This is a genomic window from uncultured Hymenobacter sp. (genome assembly GCF_964242765.1).
In the GTDB taxonomy this organism is placed as follows: domain Bacteria; phylum Bacteroidota; class Bacteroidia; order Cytophagales; family Hymenobacteraceae; genus Hymenobacter.
Genome location: NZ_CAXTBM010000010.1, coordinates 36,280 through 55,805, shown reverse-complemented (window position 1 = coordinate 55,805; position 19,526 = coordinate 36,280). Strand labels below are relative to the sequence as shown.

The 19,526-nt window shown below is 57.7% G+C and carries 15 protein-coding genes; 14 read left to right on the top strand and 1 reads right to left on the bottom strand.

The window, feature by feature from the left end; genetic code table 11:
- Window positions 1–89: 89 nt before the first annotated feature.
- From ACFE7X_RS06035 to ACFE7X_RS05995, 9 genes are all read left to right on the top strand, one after another.
- Window positions 90–749 (top strand): class I SAM-dependent methyltransferase, encoded by a 660-nt coding sequence (locus ACFE7X_RS06035; protein WP_375434768.1) that lies wholly within the window; start codon window positions 90–92, stop codon window positions 747–749.
- A 93-nt stretch (window positions 750–842) separates the two neighbouring features.
- On the top strand, window positions 843–2,681 hold the full coding sequence (locus ACFE7X_RS06030; protein WP_375434767.1) for a M61 family metallopeptidase: 1,839 nt from the start codon (window positions 843–845) through the stop codon (window positions 2,679–2,681).
- A gap of 108 nt (window positions 2,682–2,789) precedes the next feature.
- Window positions 2,790–4,043, top strand: coding sequence for an MFS transporter (locus ACFE7X_RS06025; RefSeq protein WP_375434766.1), 1,254 nt, complete (start codon window positions 2,790–2,792; stop codon window positions 4,041–4,043).
- A gap of 152 nt (window positions 4,044–4,195) precedes the next feature.
- Complete coding sequence (locus tag ACFE7X_RS06020) at window positions 4,196–4,900, top strand: hypothetical protein (protein WP_375434765.1); 705 nt, start codon at window positions 4,196–4,198, stop codon at window positions 4,898–4,900.
- Between the two features lie 162 nt (window positions 4,901–5,062).
- Window positions 5,063–5,662, top strand: coding sequence for a hypothetical protein (locus ACFE7X_RS06015; protein ID WP_375434764.1), 600 nt, complete (start codon window positions 5,063–5,065; stop codon window positions 5,660–5,662).
- A 161-nt stretch (window positions 5,663–5,823) separates the two neighbouring features.
- The gene (locus tag ACFE7X_RS06010) at window positions 5,824–6,840 is read left to right on the top strand and encodes an MBL fold metallo-hydrolase (protein WP_375434763.1); all 1,017 of its coding nucleotides are present in this window, start codon (window positions 5,824–5,826) and stop codon (window positions 6,838–6,840) included.
- 405 nt (window positions 6,841–7,245) lie between these two features.
- A complete protein-coding gene (locus tag ACFE7X_RS06005) occupies window positions 7,246–8,259 on the top strand; it encodes an ABC transporter transmembrane domain-containing protein (RefSeq protein WP_375434762.1) in 1,014 nt (337 codons plus the stop codon).
- On the top strand, window positions 8,252–9,625 hold the full coding sequence (locus ACFE7X_RS06000) for an HlyD family secretion protein (RefSeq protein ID WP_375434761.1): 1,374 nt from the start codon (window positions 8,252–8,254) through the stop codon (window positions 9,623–9,625). Before ACFE7X_RS06005 ends, ACFE7X_RS06000 begins: the two co-directional genes overlap by 8 nt.
- 10 nt (window positions 9,626–9,635) lie before the next feature.
- Window positions 9,636–11,174 carry a TolC family protein gene (locus tag ACFE7X_RS05995; protein ID WP_375434760.1) on the top strand — a complete coding sequence of 513 codons (1,539 nt, stop codon included), beginning with the start codon at window positions 9,636–9,638 and terminating at the stop codon, window positions 11,172–11,174.
- 80 nt (window positions 11,175–11,254) lie between these two features.
- Here ACFE7X_RS05995 and ACFE7X_RS05990 read toward each other — a convergent pair whose 3' ends face one another.
- On the bottom strand, window positions 11,255–13,018 hold the full coding sequence (locus tag ACFE7X_RS05990) for a T9SS type A sorting domain-containing protein (RefSeq protein WP_375434759.1): 1,764 nt from the start codon (window positions 13,016–13,018) through the stop codon (window positions 11,255–11,257).
- A 538-nt stretch (window positions 13,019–13,556) separates the two neighbouring features.
- On the opposite strand from ACFE7X_RS05990, the gene ACFE7X_RS05985 reads away from it, so the two are divergent.
- The 5 genes from ACFE7X_RS05985 (at window position 13,557) to ACFE7X_RS05965 (ending at window position 19,474) form a co-directional block, all read left to right on the top strand.
- Window positions 13,557–15,041, top strand: a complete 1,485-nt coding sequence (locus ACFE7X_RS05985) for a sodium:solute symporter (RefSeq protein WP_375434758.1) — start codon at window positions 13,557–13,559, stop codon at window positions 15,039–15,041.
- 210 nt (window positions 15,042–15,251) lie between these two features.
- A complete protein-coding gene (locus ACFE7X_RS05980) occupies window positions 15,252–15,731 on the top strand; it encodes a TonB family protein (protein ID WP_375434757.1) in 480 nt (159 codons plus the stop codon).
- Window positions 15,732–15,818: 87 nt separating this feature from the next.
- Window positions 15,819–17,654 (top strand): ABC transporter ATP-binding protein, encoded by a 1,836-nt coding sequence (locus tag ACFE7X_RS05975; RefSeq protein WP_375434756.1) that lies wholly within the window; start codon window positions 15,819–15,821, stop codon window positions 17,652–17,654.
- Window positions 17,655–17,837: 183 nt separating this feature from the next.
- Window positions 17,838–18,833, top strand: coding sequence for a cation diffusion facilitator family transporter (locus tag ACFE7X_RS05970; RefSeq protein WP_375434755.1), 996 nt, complete (start codon window positions 17,838–17,840; stop codon window positions 18,831–18,833).
- Between the two features lie 110 nt (window positions 18,834–18,943).
- Window positions 18,944–19,474 (top strand): hypothetical protein, encoded by a 531-nt coding sequence (locus ACFE7X_RS05965; RefSeq protein ID WP_375434754.1) that lies wholly within the window; start codon window positions 18,944–18,946, stop codon window positions 19,472–19,474.
- Window positions 19,475–19,526 lie beyond the last annotated feature (52 nt).

Here is a 19,526-nt window from a genome sequence, read left to right as displayed (position 1 = left end):
AGCCCGGAGCGGAGTAGGTCCGGTGGCAGGATAACGGTTTCGTCAGGGCGGCCGTTGCCTGCCTGAATTTGTGGTCTAAGCAAACATGCATGTCTCCTTCCCTTCCTGATGCCGGCTTCGACCGGGTAGCAGCCTTCTACGACCCGTTGAGCCGGCTCGTGTACGGCCAGGCGCTACTACACGCCCAGCAGCACGCCTTGGCGGTGGGGTTGCCGCCCGGTGCGCCGCACTTGCTTGTTGTTGGGGGCGGCACGGGGGCCGTGCTACTGGAAATCCTGCACCTGCGGCCCCAGGCCACCATCGTGTATCTGGAAGCGTCTCTCCTGATGCTGGATAAAGCCCGGTCCCTGTTGCACCGCCAGCGCCCAACGGCGGTGCAGCAAGTAAAATTTCAGCTCGGCACAGAAAAGGCCCTAACCGGTCAGCAGGTTTTCGACGGCCTTATTACCTTTTTCTTTCTCGACCTGTTCGACCCGCTACGACTGCGGCAGGTAGTGGCGCAGTTAAACGCAGTTCGTCGGCCCGCGGCGCCTTGGCTGCTGGCTGATTTCGCGCCGCCACAAAGGTGGTGGCAGCGGGGGTTGCTGTCGGTTATGTATGGTTTTTTTCGCCTCACGACGGGTATTACTGGCCGCAACATGCCCCCTATTTCGGCGGAACTAGCGCGGTTGGGCTTGCGAGCAGACCAGCAAAAACGGTTTTTTAAAGGCATGGTGGAAGCGTCGGTGTGGATACCGTGGAGCGCCTGACGCAGAAAGCTGTTCCCCGTTGTTACGCTATTGGGTATCGGCAACGTCGGCTACCTTTAGCGCGTCCTTCGCTTTCTTTTCTCTCTTCTTTTGATGATTCGGAAAACTGCTGCTGCTTTTTTGCTGGCGCTGCCGCTGGCTTTTTGTGAACCCGTGGCCGCGCAGGCGCCCGTTGCGTACACGGTTGCTTTTCCTAATGCCGTACACCACGAGGCCCGCATCAGCGCCACGTTTGCACAGTTGCCAACGGGCCCTTTGCAGGTGCGCATGGCCCGCTCGTCGCCGGGGCGCTATGCGCTGCACGAATTCGCCAAGAACGTGTACGATGTGAAAGCCACTGACTCGAAAGGCAAAACCCTGAACATCAGCCAGCCCGACCCGTACGGCTGGGACGTAGCCGGCCACGATGGCACCGTCACGTTCAGCTACACGCTGTTCGGCGACCGGACCGATGGCACCTACGCCGGTATTGATATTCGGCATGCCCACCTCAATATTCCGGCCACCTTGGCATTCGCCCGCGGCCTGGAGCAGCGCCCGGCCGAAGTGAAGTTTGATTTGCCCACGGGCTGGCAAGTGGCTTCGCAACTGCGGCCCGATGCAGCTAAAGGCACCTGGTACGCGCCTAACCTGCAATACCTCATGGATTCGCCGACTTCGCTAGGACCGCAGAAAACGCGCACCTGGCAGGAACAAGGCCGCACCATTGAAATGCAGGTACTGCACGAAGGCACCGATGCCGAGCTGGACAGCTACGTGGCTCAAGCCAAAAAGGTGGTAAAAGAAGCTGCCGCTGTTTTTGGGGAGTTGCCGGAGTACGATTTCGGGCGCTACACCTTCGTTGCCAACTACCTGCCCCAGACCAGCGGCGACGGAATGGAGCACCGCAACTCCACGTCCCTCACCAGCAACCGCCCCCTGCGTGGTCCCGGCGCCCTCGACAACCTCGGCACGGTGTCGCACGAGTTTTTCCACAGCTGGAACGTGGAGCGTATCCGTCCCAAAGACCTGGAGCCCTTCGATTTCGAGCGGGCCAACATGAGTAGCAACTTATGGTTTGCAGAGGGCTTCACGCAGTATTACGGCGAGTTGCTGCTGCGCCGCGCTGGCGTCTACACCGACCAACAATACTGCGCGGAAGCCCTGAATGGCCTCGTCAATTCCATTCTGCTTTCGCCGGGGGCGGCCCTGTACTCGCCGGTGCAGATGAGCCAGCAAGCCCCTTTCGTGGATGCCGCCGCCGCCATTGACCCCAACAACCGCGCGAACACCTACCTCAGCTACTACTACATCGGCGGGGCCAATGCCTTGGCGCTGGATTTGGAGCTGCGTGAAAACCACAAAACCACCCTCGACGCCTTCATGCGCGCCGTGTGGCAGCAGCACGGCAAACCGCAGCGCAACTACGCGCCTGAGCGCCCTTATACCATCCCCGATTTGCAGCGGGTGCTCGGCGAAGTCAGCAAAGACACCGCCTTTGCCGGGCGCTTTTTCCGGGAGCATATTTATGGGCATGAGTTGCCCAAGTTCGAGCAGTTGCTCACGCCGGCTGGTTTACAGCTCCGCAAGGCCAAGGCCGGCCAAGCCAGCTTTGGCCTCACGCGCCTCCAGTTCCTGCCCGACAGCAGCGGCGCGGTACTGCCCGCTACATCCATTGTGGGCAGCCCGCTCTACGTCGCGGGCATCGACCGGGAGGACGTGCTACTCAAATTCGATGGCCAACCGCTGAAGCGGGCGAAGGTGCTGCAACAGCTTCTGGCCAAGCACAAGCCCGGTGATGTGGTACCGCTGGAAGTGCGCGCCCGCGACGGGGTGCGCACCGTGCAGGTCACGCTACAAGAAGACCCGATGCTGGAGGTTGTACCGCTGCCTACCGCCACTCGCCAGCAGCTTGCCTTCCGCAAAGCGTGGCTGAACGGCAAAGCCAAGTAGAATTGTTGTTCCGACCGCAGGGAAGAATCTAACTTGAAATCGTTCAACGAAATACTTCAGCTTCCTCCCTGCGGCCGGAATGACAGGTTACCGCTTGTATTTTACAACATGCCCTCCCCACCCCTCGACCAGCGCCTGTGGCTGCTGTACGCCATTATCCTGATTGACATCATTGCGGGGGCGGCTATTGGGCCAGTGATGCCAGAATTTGTGCGCGGATTGCCCGAGCCGCAACTGTGGCTGCTGGTCGGGATGGGCATATTCCTGGGCGTGCAGCTGTTTTCGGCGCCACTGCTCGGGCGTTTGAGCGACGGATACGGACGGCGGCCCATTTTCATTGTGTCGGCGGTGGGCACGCTCCTGGCCAATGTGCTGCTGCTGCCGGTGCGGGCGGGCCTGTATTTCGCGAATCGCGCCTCCGACGGCCTTACCAATGGCATGTACGCCACGGTGCGCTCGGCCATCACCGACATTTCGCCGCCCGAGCGGTTGTTCAAGAACCTCGGCTTGGAGGGCGCTATCATCTCGCTGGGCTTTGTATTGGGGCCTATGGCGGCCGGAGTGCTGCTTACTGCTTTGCAGGTGCCGCCCGCGCAGCAGGCCACCTATGTGGTACGACTGGCCGTAACGCTGGCGGCGCTCAACATTGGATTGAGCTTGTTGCTACGCGAAACGCATCAGCAGCGCAATGGTGTGCGCGGCAGTGAGCTTCGAACTGAGTTGGCTCGTTCGATCAATCCGCTCACCCTCTGGACCAGGCTGCAAGTGAAAGATGCCAGCAACCCCGGCGTCCGCCGGATTGTGCTCACCCAAGTGGCCCTTACACTCAGCACCGGCTACTACGTGTACTTCGTTCCTTACATGAGCTTAGGCGAGCTACGGATGGATGCCCGCACCATCTCCTACTTCTTCATGTTTTTTGGGGCCTTGAGCATCGTGTTGAACTACGGATTCTACACCTACCTCGCCGACCGCATCAACCAGCGCCGCGCCATTGTGTGGTTGGCCGCGCTCGGCACGCCGGTGCTGGTGGGCTACGGGCTAACGGGAGCTTCTCGGGAGGCCTTTGTGGTGTTGGTTGTGCTGGATTGCCTCACGCTTTCCTTGATTCAGGGCTTGCTGGAAGGGCTGCTGGCCCGGCGCACCACGGACGCAGACCGGGGCGAGATATTCGGGTTGAACCAGGCGTTCCAGGGGCTGGCCAGCTTCGGCTCCACGCTGGTTTGCGGGCTACTCTCGGTGCTGGATTTGCGGCTGCCGTGGGCGTGGTTTGCGTTGTGCCTGGCACTGGTGGCCGCACTGGCTTGGAACCGTAAACCACCGCCTTCTTCCGCAACCGAAGAGTCGGGGCAGGCAGCCTGATGGGAGCTGTTGCCGACTAGATTATATTCGACTGTTTTCACTTCACGCGCACTTGGTAGTGGAAATCGAGGCTGATTGTTGTAATGAATCCTGTCAATAAGCGATACAGTGTTTCAAACCAGACAGCAACCTCCTTTTACTACCTGCTTGCCATGCCTATCTTCGATGATATAGCCAAAGCCGCCAAAGACTTTTTCGTGGAAGGCGACGACACCCCTGCAACTCCTGTCTCCACCAGCCAGGCGCAGCCGCTGGCCAGCATCCCTCCTTTCGCTTCCGCGCAGTTGAGCGCAGCGTCAACCGCTAACGCTTCTGCAACGCAACCCGAACAGCGCCACTTAGACCACATTGCGGGGTTGCTGGCCGGCGACGGCAAGGATTTTGGGGCGTACATGAAGATGGTGAAAAGTATGGCCGCCGCGGGCATGTCGGGCTCACTGCTCTACCAGACAGCTTTCAATGCTTTTGCTGCCGTAACCGGGGCCACTGTACCTGGTTTGCTCGCTTCGGCAGTTAAGTTTGAAAACGCGCTGGAATCAGACCGCAACAAAGTGCTCGAACGTCACCGCGAAAAGATGGGCGAAATTAAAATTGCCAATGCCGCGCCGAGCACCCTGCTGCAACTGACGGCCCAAGAGCAGCAACTAACGTTGGAAATCGCAGAGTTAGCCCAGCAACTACAAGCGAAGCAGCAACAGCTAACCGAAACGCAGCAGCAGCTAACCGAAGAGCGGCAAAAAACGCAGTCGGCGCTGGCTAGCTATGAAGCAGCCAATACCAGTGCCTTAGCCGAGCTACAAACGCACCGCAAAGCCGCCGAAACGTTTTTGGTGGCCAGTGGAACGCTCCCTAAATAGAAACGCACCTGCGTTCCAGGCACCAGGCAGCAGCTAGCTTGGGAAAAGCTGGAAAAGCACGGCTCGTGTGTTATCTTTCAAGAAAATGCACCTCTAATGCAGCCTTTGCGTTGGATATCTTATCCATCCGGTATCTGTATCGACTGACTTTCTCGCTGTCTTATGCTACGTCTCTCTATTTTCCTTGTGAGTTTGCTGCTCGTCGGCTCCGCAGCGGCCCAAACCATGCCTATGGCCAACGTCGGGCTGGCTACGTCTTCGCCTACCTTGCCTGGTATATTTGGTTCGCGCCAAAGCTTCCGCGTCAATGCTGGGTTTATGACGGCGGGCCGATACGGGTCAGCTTCGTACGTTAGCCCCGAGTTGGGTTACAAGCTTAGCAACCGGCTTACGGTGTTCACGGGCTTAACCTACATGCGCCTCAACCCGGGCATAACCACCTACTCCGGTGGCGACGGGGCGCCCCGAGCTTGGAGCGGCACCAACCAATACATCGTACAGGCTGGCGCGCAATACGCCGTATCGCCGCGGCTGGCCCTCACGGGTACGGCGTGGAAAGATTTGTCGGGTTCCGTACCCAGAGGTATGGTGGTGAATCCGTATGCCGGTTTCGGCGGAAACATGGGCTCGGGCGTGAGTTTGCGCGCCGATTACATGATTACCGAGAACCTGACCATATCCGGCGGCATTCGGACCAGTAACGGACAATCCAGCACCTATCCGGGCTATTCGCCTGGTCTGACCGGCGGCGGAATGTGGTAGGCGCCACCTATTCGTTGAAATTGTTGCACATAGCCTGAAGACCTCCCGATAGGCTTGGTTCTTCCTGCCTTCAAACTTCTTGCTCACAAATCCACGCAAAGCCTCGGGAATCTTCCGGGGCTTTGTTGTTTCTTTGGCTCCCTTCATTCTTATCTGCCCGCATGGCTGCCCGCCCCACGTACGTCCGCAACGAAAAGCTGAAAACGATTCGACCTAATTACTTAGGCAACAAGATGATTGGCGCCCAATTCTGCAACGGAGAAGAGCTGTATGAGCCTAGCTTCAGCACGGTGCTACGCTGGCAAACCACCAAGAACCCGCAGAAAGAAGAAAAAAAAGTTGACACTTGGGTACCCGACGTGAAGGACTGCACCGCTTTTCTGAAGAGCACCGACGACGGGCTGGTATGGCTGGGGCACGCCAGCTTTGTGCTCCGCGTAGGCGGCGTCACGCTGCTCACCGACCCCGTATTGTTTTCGTCATTTGGCTTGCGCCGCCGCCATGCCCTCCCCTGCCGCCACGAAGACCTTACCGGCATTAACTACCTGCTGCTCAGTCACGGGCACCGCGACCATCTCGACGCTGAGTCCATCAAGTTGCTGGCTGGCCAGAACCCAGCTATGCAGGTCCTGACTTCGCTGCGGATGACGCCGCTGCTGCGCGGTATGGCGCGTGGGCTACAGGTGCAGGAGGCCGGGTGGTGGCAACAGTACGACTTGGGGCCCACCGCCCCATTCGAGCTATTCTACCTGCCTGCCTCGCACTGGCACCGGCGCGGCCTCAACGACCTGAACCGCGTGCTGTGGGGCAGTTTCCTGATTCGCACGCCCGACTTCCGTACCATCTACTTCGCGGCCGATACTTCCCTGGCCGACCATTTCGAGGACATCGAGAAGCAGTTTGGCCCGCTCGATATTGTGCTGATGCCGATTGGCGCCTACAAGCCGCCCTACATGATGCAACTAAGTCACGTAAACCCGCACGAAGCCGCCAAAGCGGTTAACCAACTGCGAGCCGGCCACGTGGTGCCCATGCACTACGGCACCTTCGACCTTTCCGATGAGCCCGCTTCCGAGCCGTTGCGCGAAATCAAGACGGTGGCGCATGGCGGCATGCTGCGCGGCGAGCTGCACACGCCCGCCGTGGGCGAAGTGATGCGCTGGCAGGAGTGGGAATAGAAATTATCTTGGGGAAGCGCCGTCTGTAGCTGATTCTATAAACTCACTTTCAACGACAAGCCACTACTCCACCGATGCTAGTTACCAACTGTTGCTGAGCAGTATCCGGACTTCCCGTTCCAATAATAACGGGCTGAAACCAACATAAATTAAGTAAACCAGCTATATTAAATACAATTAATTTGGTCATAAATTCCTTTTAATATTATTTTAATCATAAATTTTGTAAACATTTTTTATTTTTAATCATTCTAGTTGCGTTAAGTACGAATTGACAGAGGGCAAGCTTGCTAGATGTTCCCTATTCGCTAAGTAAGCCGTACAGGGTGTATTTTCGCCCGCCGATGGCTCACGTTAGCCTGACGGGTTTCGGGGCCTTTAGCACTTGTCCCTTTCGCATCTATTATGGCCTCCAAAAATTTAGTTTTACCACCGCCTACTCCCTGGCAGCGCCTTACGCGCATGCTCGAACCGGAACGCCGTTCCATCCGTTACATTCTCTTCTACGCCATAGCTATCGGCCTGATTGGCTTGACATTACCGCTGGGTACCCAAGCAGTATTCAACCTGCTTTCCACGGGGGCGGTGTTCAACTCCACTTACATCCTGATTGGGGTGGTGGTGCTGGGCGTGATGCTGGGCGGTTTTCTGCTCATCGGGCAGATGACGATGGTGGAAGCCATTGAGCAGCGCTTGTACACCAAGGCCGCCATTGAGTTTGCGTACCGGCTGCCCCGCATCAAGCCGGAAATGCTGGAAGGCGAAAACCCACCCGAGCTGGTCAACCGCTTTTTCGACGTTTTGACGGTGCAGAAAAGCTTGAGCAAAGTTCTCATTGACTTGATGTTTGCCGGCGTCCAGATTCTGTTCGGCATCATTGTGCTGTCGTTCTACCACCCGGTTTTCATTGGGTTTGGCTTGCTCACGCTGCTGCTATTGGTGCTGATTTACATGCTGAACTACCGCCGGGCCATGCGGACCAGCCTGGAAGAGTCAAGTGAGAAGTACAAGACCGTAGATTGGCTGGAGCAGGTAGCCGGGGCGCTGCCGGAGTTCCGCGACGACCCTGCCGCGCAGAAGCTTGCCCTGCAACGCACCGACGAGCTAACGGCCAAGTACCTGCACGCCCGCAACGACCATTTCAAAGTATTAAAGGGGTATTTCCGCTGGTCGGTGGTGCTGCGCACTTTGCTAACGGGCGGGCTGCTGATAGCCGGTACGCTGTTTGTGGTGTCGCGGCAGATGACGCTGGGGCAGTTTGTGGCGGCCGAGGTGCTCATCGTGCAAATCAGCAGCTCCATTGAGAAGCTGGTGATGGGCGTGGGTACCATCTTCGACATGCTGACCGGCGTGGAAAAACTGGCCGTAGTAACGGATTTACCTCTCGACGACAAAGAAACCGCTGTAACTCATGCTTAATCTGTCAAATCAAACGGTGGACAACGCCGTCTGGGACCAGGAGTTGCACCGCTCCCAAGCGGAGCTACTCGACCCTAAGGGCGGAAAACGCTTAGGCCGGGTGTTTATGGTTGTTGGGGCGGTGTTCATTATTATTCTGTTTCTGCCGTGGCGCCAGACCATCGAAGGCACCGGCGCACTTACCACGCTCAGCCCCCAAGACCGGCCCCAAACCGTGCAGAACGCCATTGCGGGCCGTATCGAGCACTGGAACGTGCGCGAAGGCCAGTTGGTGAAGAAGGGCGACACGCTGCTCACCATTTCCGAAATCAAGGACGAGTACTTCGACCCCAACTTGCCCGAGCGCCTGCGTGAACAGCTGGCAGCCAAGCGCGGCAACGTAAACGCCAACGTAGCCAAAATCCAGGCTACCGACCAGCAGCTGACGGCCCTGCGCCGCACCCTGACCGTGCAGCTGGAAGCCGCCGGCAACCGTGTTACTCAGGCCCGCAATACCGTTTCCATCGATAGCGCCGATTTGGTGGCCGTCACCAACTTCTACCAGATTGCCAAAAACCGGCTGGCCCGCTACGAGGAAGGCTACAAAAACGGCCTGTTCTCCCTCACCGACATTGAAACGCGGCGGCTGAAACTTCAGGAGGACTTGGCGAAAGTAGTAGCCCAGCGCAACAAGCTGCTGAACTCCCAACAGTCGTTGGCCAACGCGCAAATCGAGCTGGCCAACCTGCGGGCCAAGTACGAGCAGGACCTGGCCAAAACCTTGTCGGACCGCAGCTCGGCCGTGTCGAGCCAGGCCAGCTCGGAGGGTGAAGTAGCGGCGCTGCGCAACAAAATCAGCAACGTAGAAGTGCGGCGCGGCTTGTACGTGGTGCGGGCCCCGCAGTCGGGCTTTGTGGTGCGCACGCTCAAGGCCGGCATCGGCGAAACCATCAAGGAAGGCGAATCTATTGCCACACTGCAACCCGATGCGCCCGTGCTGGCCGCCGAAATGTACGTGCGGGCCATGGATGTACCGCTGATTCAGCGGGGCCGCCCCGTGCGCATCCAGTTTGACGGCTGGCCGGCAGTGCAGTTTTCGGGTTGGCCCTCGGTGGCCGTGGGCACGTTTGGCGGCACCGTAGCGGTGATTGACGTGGTGAGCACCACCAACGGCAAGTACCGCCTGCTGGTACGCCCCGACCAGCACCACGAGCGAGACCACCCGTGGCCGGCGCAGCTACGGTTGGGCTCGGGCGTGTACGGCTGGGTTATCTTGGATTCGGTGCCGGTGTGGTACGAAATCTGGCGGCAGCTCAACGGTTTCCCGCCCAGCTTGCAAGCCGCGCCCAACGAGGCTCCAATAAAAGCAGAAGCGGAAAAAAAGTAGCACTATGAGGATGCCGACTATCACTGAACTTGTGGGTTGTGGCACCCGCGGGCGGCACTTGCTTGCGGTGCTTTTGCTGTTGGTGGCAGGCAGCACCCAGGCCCAGGACCCGCGCCTGCCTGCCCGAAAGCCCGGTTTGGAGCCCGCCCCGCTGCAAACCCGCCAGCTGGCCGCCGACCGGTTGCCGACGGATACGGCCCGCGTGTTTTCGTTGCAGGACCTGGCCGATTTGGTGTTTGCCAACCACCCGGTAGTGAAGCAGGCCGCCCTGCTCAGCGCCGATGCGCAGGCGCAGGTGCAGCAGGCCCGCGGCGGCTTCGACCCCAAACTGGGCGCGGGCTTCGACCGGAAACTGTTCGGCGGCACCGAGTACTACAACAACTGGGGGAACGAGCTGAAAGTCCCGATCTGGCCGGGCGGCATCGACCTGAAAGCCAGCTACGACCGAATGGTGGGCACCTACGTCAACCCCGAGTACCGCACCCCACTCGACGGGCTGGCGGGCGTGGGCCTGTCGGTGCCATTGGGCCAGGGGCTGCTGATTGATGCCCGCCGCAGCACCCTGCGTCAGGCCCGCATCATGGTTGCGGCGGCCGAAGCCGACCGGGTAAAGCAAATCAACGAAGTGTGGCTGCAAGCCGCCAAGGACTACTGGAACTGGTACTATTCCTACCAGCAAACTCTGCTCATTCAGGAAGGCGTGAATTTAGCTGAAACTCGGTTTCGGGGCATCAGTCTTCGCGCCTTACTCGGCGACCAAGCCCCCGTCGACTCGGTGGAAGCCCAGATAACCGTGCAGGACCGGCAGGTGCAGGCCGAGCAGCTACAAGTGGAGGTGCAAAACGCCCGACTGTTGCTGTCCAACCACCTCTGGAACCGCGACGGGCAGCCCGTGGAGCTGCCCCGCTACGCCGTGCCCCAGGTGCCATCCCTCACGCGGGTGGACTCCGTTCGATTCGAGCAGTTGCGGGAGCTGGCCGCCGACCGGCACCCCACGCTTATCAAGCTCGACGCCAAAATCCGGCAGCTGGGCGTGGAGGAACGCTACCGCCGGGAACTGCTTAAGCCCAAGCTGAACGTGAGCGGCACCCTGCTCAGCCGCGGCGACTTCTACCGCTCCGAGATGCCTACTTATTATAATTTCGGGCGCGACAACTACAAACTGGGCGTTGATTTTGCGCTGCCGCTGTTTTTGCGGCAGGAGCGTGGCAAGCTCCTGCAAACCCGCCTCAAGGTGCAGGACGCCACCCTGGAGCAGCAGCAAAGCCGCCGCACCATCGTCAACCAGGTAAATGCGGTGTACAACACCCTCAAAGCCTACGAGCGGCAGCTACAGGTGCAGGCCCAAACCATTGCCAATCAGCGCATTCTGCTGCAAGCCGAATTGCAGAAGTTCGAGTTGGGCGAAAGCACCATCTTCCTCATCAACGCCCGCGAAACCAAGCTCATCGACTTGCGGCTGAAACAGGAAAGTATGCGCGCCAGCTACGAGAAGTCGTTGGCGGAGCTGTACTACTACGCCGGCACCCGCACGCTGGGCGCGGAATAAAGTTTGACTAGCTGAGAGGCCCATATAGTAAGCGCGACCCTCAACTAGCCAAACTTTCTCTCTGCTGTTATTCAACTACTCTATTCAACTACCAGCCGCTGGGTTAGCACTTCGTCGCCCTGAAACTTGAGCACGTACACGCCGGGCTTCAGCTTGCTGCCGAGCGTTATGGTGGAAGCGGCTTTGGTAACGGGGATTTGCAGGGTCCGCCGACCAGTTATATCAAGCACTTCGATGTTTTTGATGTGGAAGGCATTCGCTCCCAATTCCACCGTCACATTGTCTTGGGTCGGGTTGGGATACACCTTAACGTATTGCGCGGCGTTTTTTGACTTGGTGCCCAGAATGGTTACCGTACCCAGGTAGCGTGTGGCAAACGTGAGGAAAGCTGGCCAATCGGGGGCGTCGGTGTGGCCGCCATTGTGGAAGCGGTACCCGATGTCGCCAATGATGTAGGCTTGGTCAATCACCGGCTTTGGGTCATTCATTATCAAGCCTTGGCGGCCCAGCAATTGGTAGACCGGCGACGCCCCGACGCCCGTCAGGTAGATGCCGTACGGATCGGGCCAGGTATCCTGCGTGCCAGCGTTCATAAACATGGGCCGCGGGGCGCAAAGAGCCAGCAGCGAGTGGGCATCCACCGGCAGGTCTTCGAGTTTGCGGGGCAGATACGTACCCGGCGTTTTGGGACCCATCCAGCGGAAGAAAGCCCCGGCCATCCAGTGATACTCCTGGTCCCAGCCCGAATTCTCGACATCCTGCCCCCAGTGGCGGCGGTTCATTTTGGTGCCTAAGCTACCCGCGCAGCTCGGGTAGCCGATGGCCAGCCGGGGCTCGTACGCCATGGCAACTAAAGTGGCTTTGCCGTAACGGGAATGACCCGTCAACCCAACTTTAGTGGCATCAACGCTCGGGTCGGTTTCAAAGTAGTCGATCAGGCGGCTTACCCCCCAGCTCCAGGCTACCAAGCTACCCCAGTCAGTGGGTTTGCGCCAGTTGCCTTTGTTTACCAGGCCAATCAGGTAGCTGCTAAGCCCCGCGCCCCCGTTGAAATCCGGCTGCAAGGCTGCATTGCTATAGATACAGATGCCCCACCCAACGGGCCGAACGTAGTTCCAGTACGTGTCAAGAAGAGCAGGCAGGCCCCCAAAGCCTGGATTGAACACGATAATAACGGGCACTTTCCCTACGGCATTGGTTGGCACGCGCAGGGTAGCCGTAATCTGGGGTCGGTTGCGCACTTGGGGGTAGCGAGAAATGTCGATAATCCCGGTTATAGCTTTTTGGGTGTAGGCGCCGGTACCAGTGCCGCCTGTGGTCGTCACGGTGGAAAACGTAACGCTCGGCAACACGCTGTCGGCCGGCATAACGCCGTAGAGCTGCTCTTTCACGTCTTTCACAATCTCGGGCCGGCGCAGCGTCCACCACTGGTCGGAAGTCGTAATGGCCCGGCCGCTCTTCATGCGCAGCAAATCAATGGCTGGGTAGTCCCACACCCGCCAGGCTTCGGGCCCCGGCCAAAAGCCGCTCGGCTTGTCGTCGTAATTGGTCCAGAGCCCAAAATCCGACCGAGACACAAAATAGCCTTGCGAGGTTTGCCAGTTTCCTTCCGGGTTGGCCGGATCGGTGGGGTAGGCGCCGGGCGTCCGGTTGGGGTCTTGCATCTTGGGCGGCAACGTCGGGAACGTGATGCCAAGCTGCCACACCATTTGGTTGCGGTCCTGGTTGTTAGTGACGGTAGCCGGCGGGAAGGCAGGATACGGCCCTTGGGCTTGTGCGGCAAAGCGCAGCACCAGCAACAGGCAAAGTAGCAGTGATTTAGTGTGGGGAAGAAGTGCTTTCATAGAAGTGGTAGGTTTTAGGTGACGTGAGTTGAGCAAGGCAATCAGTGGAGTATTGGCATAGGCCGGCCTAGTAGGTACAGGAAAACCGATATGCCTGACAAACACAGGTCACTAGCTAGTGATAGTCGGGCACGGAGCATTTTCATAAGAATGTGTTGTTTTCTACACGTTGCGGGCCCTATCTCTCAACAGCTTGGGGGCGTCAGTAAGACGGCTCTTTTGGAATATACCCGCTGAGTCGCCCTTTATGTACTGGGGTTAGGCTCGCCTACCACCATATTGGCAAAATCAAAAGACCGGTATCGTTTTCGAAAACGATACCGGACATAATTTTACTACCTGAGTATCTGCTGCTTTTCAGGTTATACTTCCGCGGCGCCAGCCTCCGCATGCCTGCTTATACCTGCCGCTATAAATAGGTATAGTTCAAAAACAGTGCTTGCTAACAGGGTTTAGCGGCTAGATAGAGGCTGTATTGGGTGCTACTGTGTAGTTGCAGCCGCCGCTGTATCTTTACCTCCCTGTTTCTCGGCCTGCTATGTCTCCTACCCTTATTCTGAGCCTGATTGCGGGCTACTTTGTTGTTCTCATCATCATCTCGATTCTGACCTCGCGCAAAGCCACGAGCGAATCGTTCTTCATTGCCAACCGCAATGCGCCCTGGTACATGGTGGCCTTTGCCATGATTGGCACTTCGCTGTCGGGGGTCACCTTTATTTCGATTCCGGGCATGGTGGCCACCCAGAGTTGGAGCTACATGGCAGTGGTGCTGGGCTACACGGTGGGCTATCTGGTGATTGGCACGGTCCTCATGCCGATGTACTACCGGCTGCGACTGGTATCTATCTACACCTATCTAGAGCAGCGCTTTGGGTTTTGGAGCTACAAGACGGGCGCGTTTTTCTTTCTGATTTCCCGGGCCGTGGGGGCTGCGTTCCGGCTGTTTCTGGTGGCGGGCGTGCTGCAATTTGCCGTTTTTGACGGCCTGGGCGTGCCATTTGCCGTCACCGTGTCGGTCAGCATCTTCCTGATTTACCTCTACACCTTCCGCGGCGGCCTCAAAACCATTCTCTGGACCGATACTTTCCAGACCATGGCCATGCTGGTGTGCGTGGCCGTGAGCATCTACCTGATGGCCGATGAGTTGAACCTTGGCTTTGCGGGCCTCGTGAAAACCGTGCGCGAAAGTGCCATGTCGCAGATCTACTTCTCCGACGTCAAAGACGACAAGTTTTTCTGGAAGCAGTTCGCCTCGGGTGCCTTCATCACCATCGTCATGACCGGCCTCGACCAGGATTTAATGCAGAAAAACTTAAGCTGCCGCAACCTCGGCGACGCGCAGAAAAACATGTTCTGGTTCACTATTGCCATCGTCATTGTGAACGTGTTTTTCCTTTCGCTGGGGGTATTGCTCTACCAGTTTGCCGCCGCCAAAGGCATTACGTTGCCTACCAACCCGGCCACCGGCCAAATCATTGGCGACAACGTATTTCCGCTGCTGGCCACCAACCATTTCACGCTCTTCGCGGGGGTGGTGTTCATCCTCGGCATCATTGCCGTCACGTACGCTTCCGCCGATTCGGCCCTAACAGCCCTTACCACGTCGTTCTGCGTGGACATGCTCGACATCAAGCAATACGAGGAAAACAAGCAGCGGCAGGTGCGGCAGCTCACCCACTTCGGCTTCTCGCTAGTGCTCATCGTAATTATCCTGATTTTCCGGGCCATCAATGACCAGAGCGTTATTACGGCCGTGTTTAAAGCTGCCGGCTACACCTATGGGCCGTTACTGGGGCTCTATGCCTTCGGGCTATTCATGGGCCGCGGCCTCCACGACCGCCTGGTGCCGGTGGTTTGCGTGGTTGCGCCCTTGCTCACGTACTTTATCAACGCCAACTCTAAAGCTTGGTGGGGCTACGAGTTCGGCTTTGAAATTCTGATTCTCAACGGTTTGCTCACCTTCGTTGGTTTGCTCGCAATTTCGCGCCCCCGACTTATTACAGAAATGAACCCTGTTGGGTAAGGGTTGTTTAGGAAGAAGCGTACGTACCTTTACTGTTTGCAGCGCAGAAAATCCAGCGGATTTGCTTTGTTTTTCGCTGGTATCTTGTATCCCTCGATGAGTGGATGTGAGGGTTTGCGTCTGCAAGAGCAGTTATAGTGCAGGATCTGTTGTGCTTGTGGTGTACTATTTTCTATGGTTTCAGGGGCTGCGTGTGCTACTTTATTTTCTATGAAACGTGTCCTTCTTTTGCTTCTGCTTGTGGGTCCGGTCTTGGCGGCCAGCGCGCAGCAGTCCGCCGCGTCTTCCTCCCAACCGACCGAGCTGAAGGCGGGGCGGATGCAGGCGCAGGCCCGGCCAGCAACTAACCGCCCCGATGTGGCACCGCAGTTTCCGGGCGGTGCAGACGCATTAGGAGCGTTTTTTCAGTTGAACATCAAGTATCCGGAGACTTCCGGCGTCAGCAACCCCACCGGCAACGTAGTGGTAACGGCCACGATTGAACCCAGTGGCCGCCTGACCAATCCGGTGGTGGCGCAGTCGTTGTCGCCGGCCCAGGACGCGGAGGCGCTGCGGGTGCTGGCTTTACTACCGGCCTTCAAGCCAGCTACCCGAAAAGGCCAGCCCGTGCCGGTACAAATTAGCTTGCCCGTGCCGTTTGGCAATGGGCAGATTCTGAAAGTGGAGCAGGCAAACAACAAAGATGAATAAATGCAGGAGCTACACGCTAGAAGCCAGGAGGCAGGATAAATCCTGGTACCTTTTACTTTCTAGCATCTAGCTTCCAACTTCTATACAATGGCCCGAAGCGGATTGAATACAAGCGGTGCGACTCTTGACCAGGACGCACCCAAGAAGAAATTAACGAAGGAGAGCTTTCGGCAGGGCCTGCGGATTTTTCGGTACGTGCTACCGTACCGCGCCAAGTTTATTGTGGGAATGGTGCTGCTGGCCCTATCCAGCGCCACCGTTATGGCCTTCCCCTGGATTATTGGCAAGCTCACGGACTCCGCCAACGGCAAGCCTTTTGTGCTGCCCAATGGCACCGCAATCAGCATCAATCAGATTGCGCTGGGTCTGTTCGGCGTTATTCTGTTACAAGGGATTTTCTCGTTTGGCCGCATCTGGTTTTTCACGCAAGTCAGTGAGTTCACCGTGCGCGACATTCGGCAGGCACTCTACCAGAAGTTTGTCACCCTGCCGATTCCCTATTTCGAGAAAAACCGCGTTGGGGCCATCACCTCGCGCATCACTTCTGATGTGGGGATGATCCAAGACTCGTTTTCCCTCACGCTGGCCGAGCTGTTTCGCCAAATTATGACCTTGGTAGTCGGCATCGTGTTCATCATGATGGTGTCGGTTAAACTCTCCTTGTTCATGCTGCTCACTTTTCCACCTATTGTGGTGTTGGCCATGGTTTTTGGGCGCAAGATTCGGGTGCTGGCTAAAGTCACGCAGGATGAGCTAGCCAAAACCAATGTCATCGTAGAAGAAACCTTGCAAGGCATTAACACGGTGAAGGCTTTTACCAACGAAAAATTCGAAACCAACCGCTACACAACTTCCCTCACCCGCACGGTACAGGCGGCGCTGAAAAGCAATTTGTACCGCGGCGGCTTCGTTTCGTTTGTAATTATTGGGTTGTTTGGCGGTATCATTCTGGTGCTGTGGCGGGCGGCTTCGTTGGTGGCTGCCGGGCAAATGACCATCGGCGACCTAACTTCGTTTGCGCTCTACACCATCTTCATTGGCGCTTCCGTGGGAGGCTTAGGCGAGCTATACGGCAAAGTGCAAAGCACCTTGGGCGCCTCCGAAAGAATTCTTGAGATTCTGGACGAGCCCTCCGAGCCAACCCACCAGCCCCGCGTGGCGGGGTTGGCCCCCCTGCAAGTGCGTGGCGACATCGACTACCGCAACGTGGCCTTCCGCTACCCCACCCGCCCCGATTTGCCAGTGCTCAAGGATATCAGCTTCGATATTCAAGCCGGCGAAAAGATTGCGCTGGTCGGGCCATCCGGCGCCGGCAAGTCCACGATTGTGCAGTTGCTGATGCAATTCTACGAGCTGAGCGACGGGAAGATTCTGATTGATGGCCGTCCGGTTAGCCAGTACGACCTCACCGAACTGCGCCGCCACATCGGCATTGTACCGCAGGAAACCATCTTGTTCGGGGGCAGCATTCGGGAGAACATTGCCTACGGCAAAACCGACGCCACCGACGAAGAAATCATTACGGCCGCGCGCAAAGCCAACGCGTGGCAGTTTATCGAGTCGTTCCCGGAAGGGCTCGACACGCTGGTTGGCGAGCGGGGTATCAAGCTCTCGGGTGGGCAGCGTCAGCGCGTGGCCATTGCCCGCGCCATCCTGAAAAACCCTGCCATCCTCATCCTCGACGAAGCCACGTCTTCCCTTGACAGTGAGAGCGAGAAACTGGTACAGGGCGCCATGGACGAGTTGATGCAGAACCGCACCAGCATCATCATCGCCCACCGCCTGAGCACCATCCGCAAAGTGGACAAGATCTTGGTTATCGACGGCGGCCGCATTGTAGAGCAAGGCACCCACGACGAGTTGGCCAACAACGAAAACGGGCTCTATGCCAACCTGCTGAAGCTACAGTTCGAGCTAAGCTAAGGCTGTAGCACGAGGCCTGGGCTTCGCGCATCGAACAACGATGCCCGTTGTTGCGGCGCGGTGCCAAACGCTCAGTGACGCGCGAAGCGCAGGCTTGGCGCTACAACAGCCTCTCAGCCCCAATATGGCGGCTTTCGTACAATTCCGTTCAACAAGTCGCTAGCCCTAAGTTGGCGTTACGCTATGTCTCTTGCACAAACCAAAAACCGGCTCGGCTTGCTTTCCTTGGTGGTAAGCATAGCACTGGTATTGGTGAAATTTTACGCCTACTATCTCACCCGCTCGCAAGCCGTCCTGACGGATGCGCTGGAGTCGATTATCAACGTTTTCACGAGCGGCTTCGCGCTCTACAGCATCTATTTAGCGAGCCTGCCCAAAGATGAAAACCACCCGTACGGCCACGGCAAGGTGGAATATCTATCGGTGGGATTTGAAGGCGGCTTGATTCTTTTTGCGGGGGCTTATATCTTTTACAGCGCTACCAGTACCCTGTTGCACCCTCACGTGGTAGCCCGGCCCGATTCGGGATTGTGGCTGCTGGGAATTACAGCTGTAGTCAACCTGGCTGTGGGCTATGTGTTGGTAGGAGCGGGCCGGCGGCTGCACTCGGTGGCACTGGTCGGCGACGGCCAGCACTTGTACATTGATGCCCTGAACACGATTGTGTCGTGCGCGGCGCTGGCGCTGGTGTTCTTCACGGGCAATGTGCTCTACGATACCATTGCGGCCTATTTGCTCGGGCTCTTCATCACGATAAACGGGTACCGGATGTTGCGCAAGTCGGTGGCAGGTCTCATGGACGAGTCGGATGTGAAGACGGTGGGCCGCGTGATTCAGGAGTTGCAGCAGCACCGCCAGCCCGCTTGGATCGACGTGCACAATCTGCGCGTGCTGCGCTACGGTGCCGATTTGCACATCGACTGCCACGTAACGCTGCCTTATTACTTCAGCTTAGAGGAAGTACATTCTGAAGTTCACCGCATCGAGAAGTTCATTCAAACCCGGTTCGAAGTGGACACGGAAATGTTCGTGCACGCCGACCCTTGCAACTTCTCGGCCTGTTCGCACTGCCACATGCCGGAGTGCCCGATGCGGCAGCACCCCTTCACCCGCGAAATCTCCTGGACCGTTGCTAATACCGTGAAAAACGAACGGCACCAACTGGCGGAATCGGAATAGACAGTCAAAGCCAAAAGCTTTCTGTATGAGATGGGTATGAGCTAGCGCGGAACAGATTTCCGGGCTACAACCACTACTGCAAGGCGAACTTCACATCACGGATTCAAAGAATGGCTCTGCCTCTGCTTGCCCCCGGCGTCATAATGACGGCCAACGAATTTGTAGCCGTAAACTTTCGGTTGTGGCAGCAACAGTCCGCTACGCGCCGCCGTCACTGGTTGCTTGGGGCAGCGCTGTTCTTGCTGAGCGTAAGCGTGGGACTGGATGCAGCACAGAACGGCCGGATTAGCAATTCAAATACCGTGCTTTTTCTCGGCCTGGGAGCACTCTACGGCTTGTTTCGCTTGCGTTTGGTGCGCTACCAATTGCGGCGTGGCTACGCGAAAAACGTTGTACTGCACGCCCCTACGGACTTTACCTTCGATGCGGAGATGCTCCGGGGCCACACTGACAACAGCCGCTTCGAGGCGCGCTGGAGTGCGATGCGCCGGGCCGTGTGGGTGAAGCCGAACTGGCTGCTGCTTTACCCCACTGAAACCGCTTGCTACTACGTGGACTTGCGCCGCCTGCAAGCTCCCGCTACGCCTGAACAGCTGCTGGCTTTAGTGAGGGAAGCTGGCATTTCGGTGCGCGAACTATAATGGGGTTGTTGGTATAGGGGGTTATATAGCTACGACAGAATTTAACGTTGCC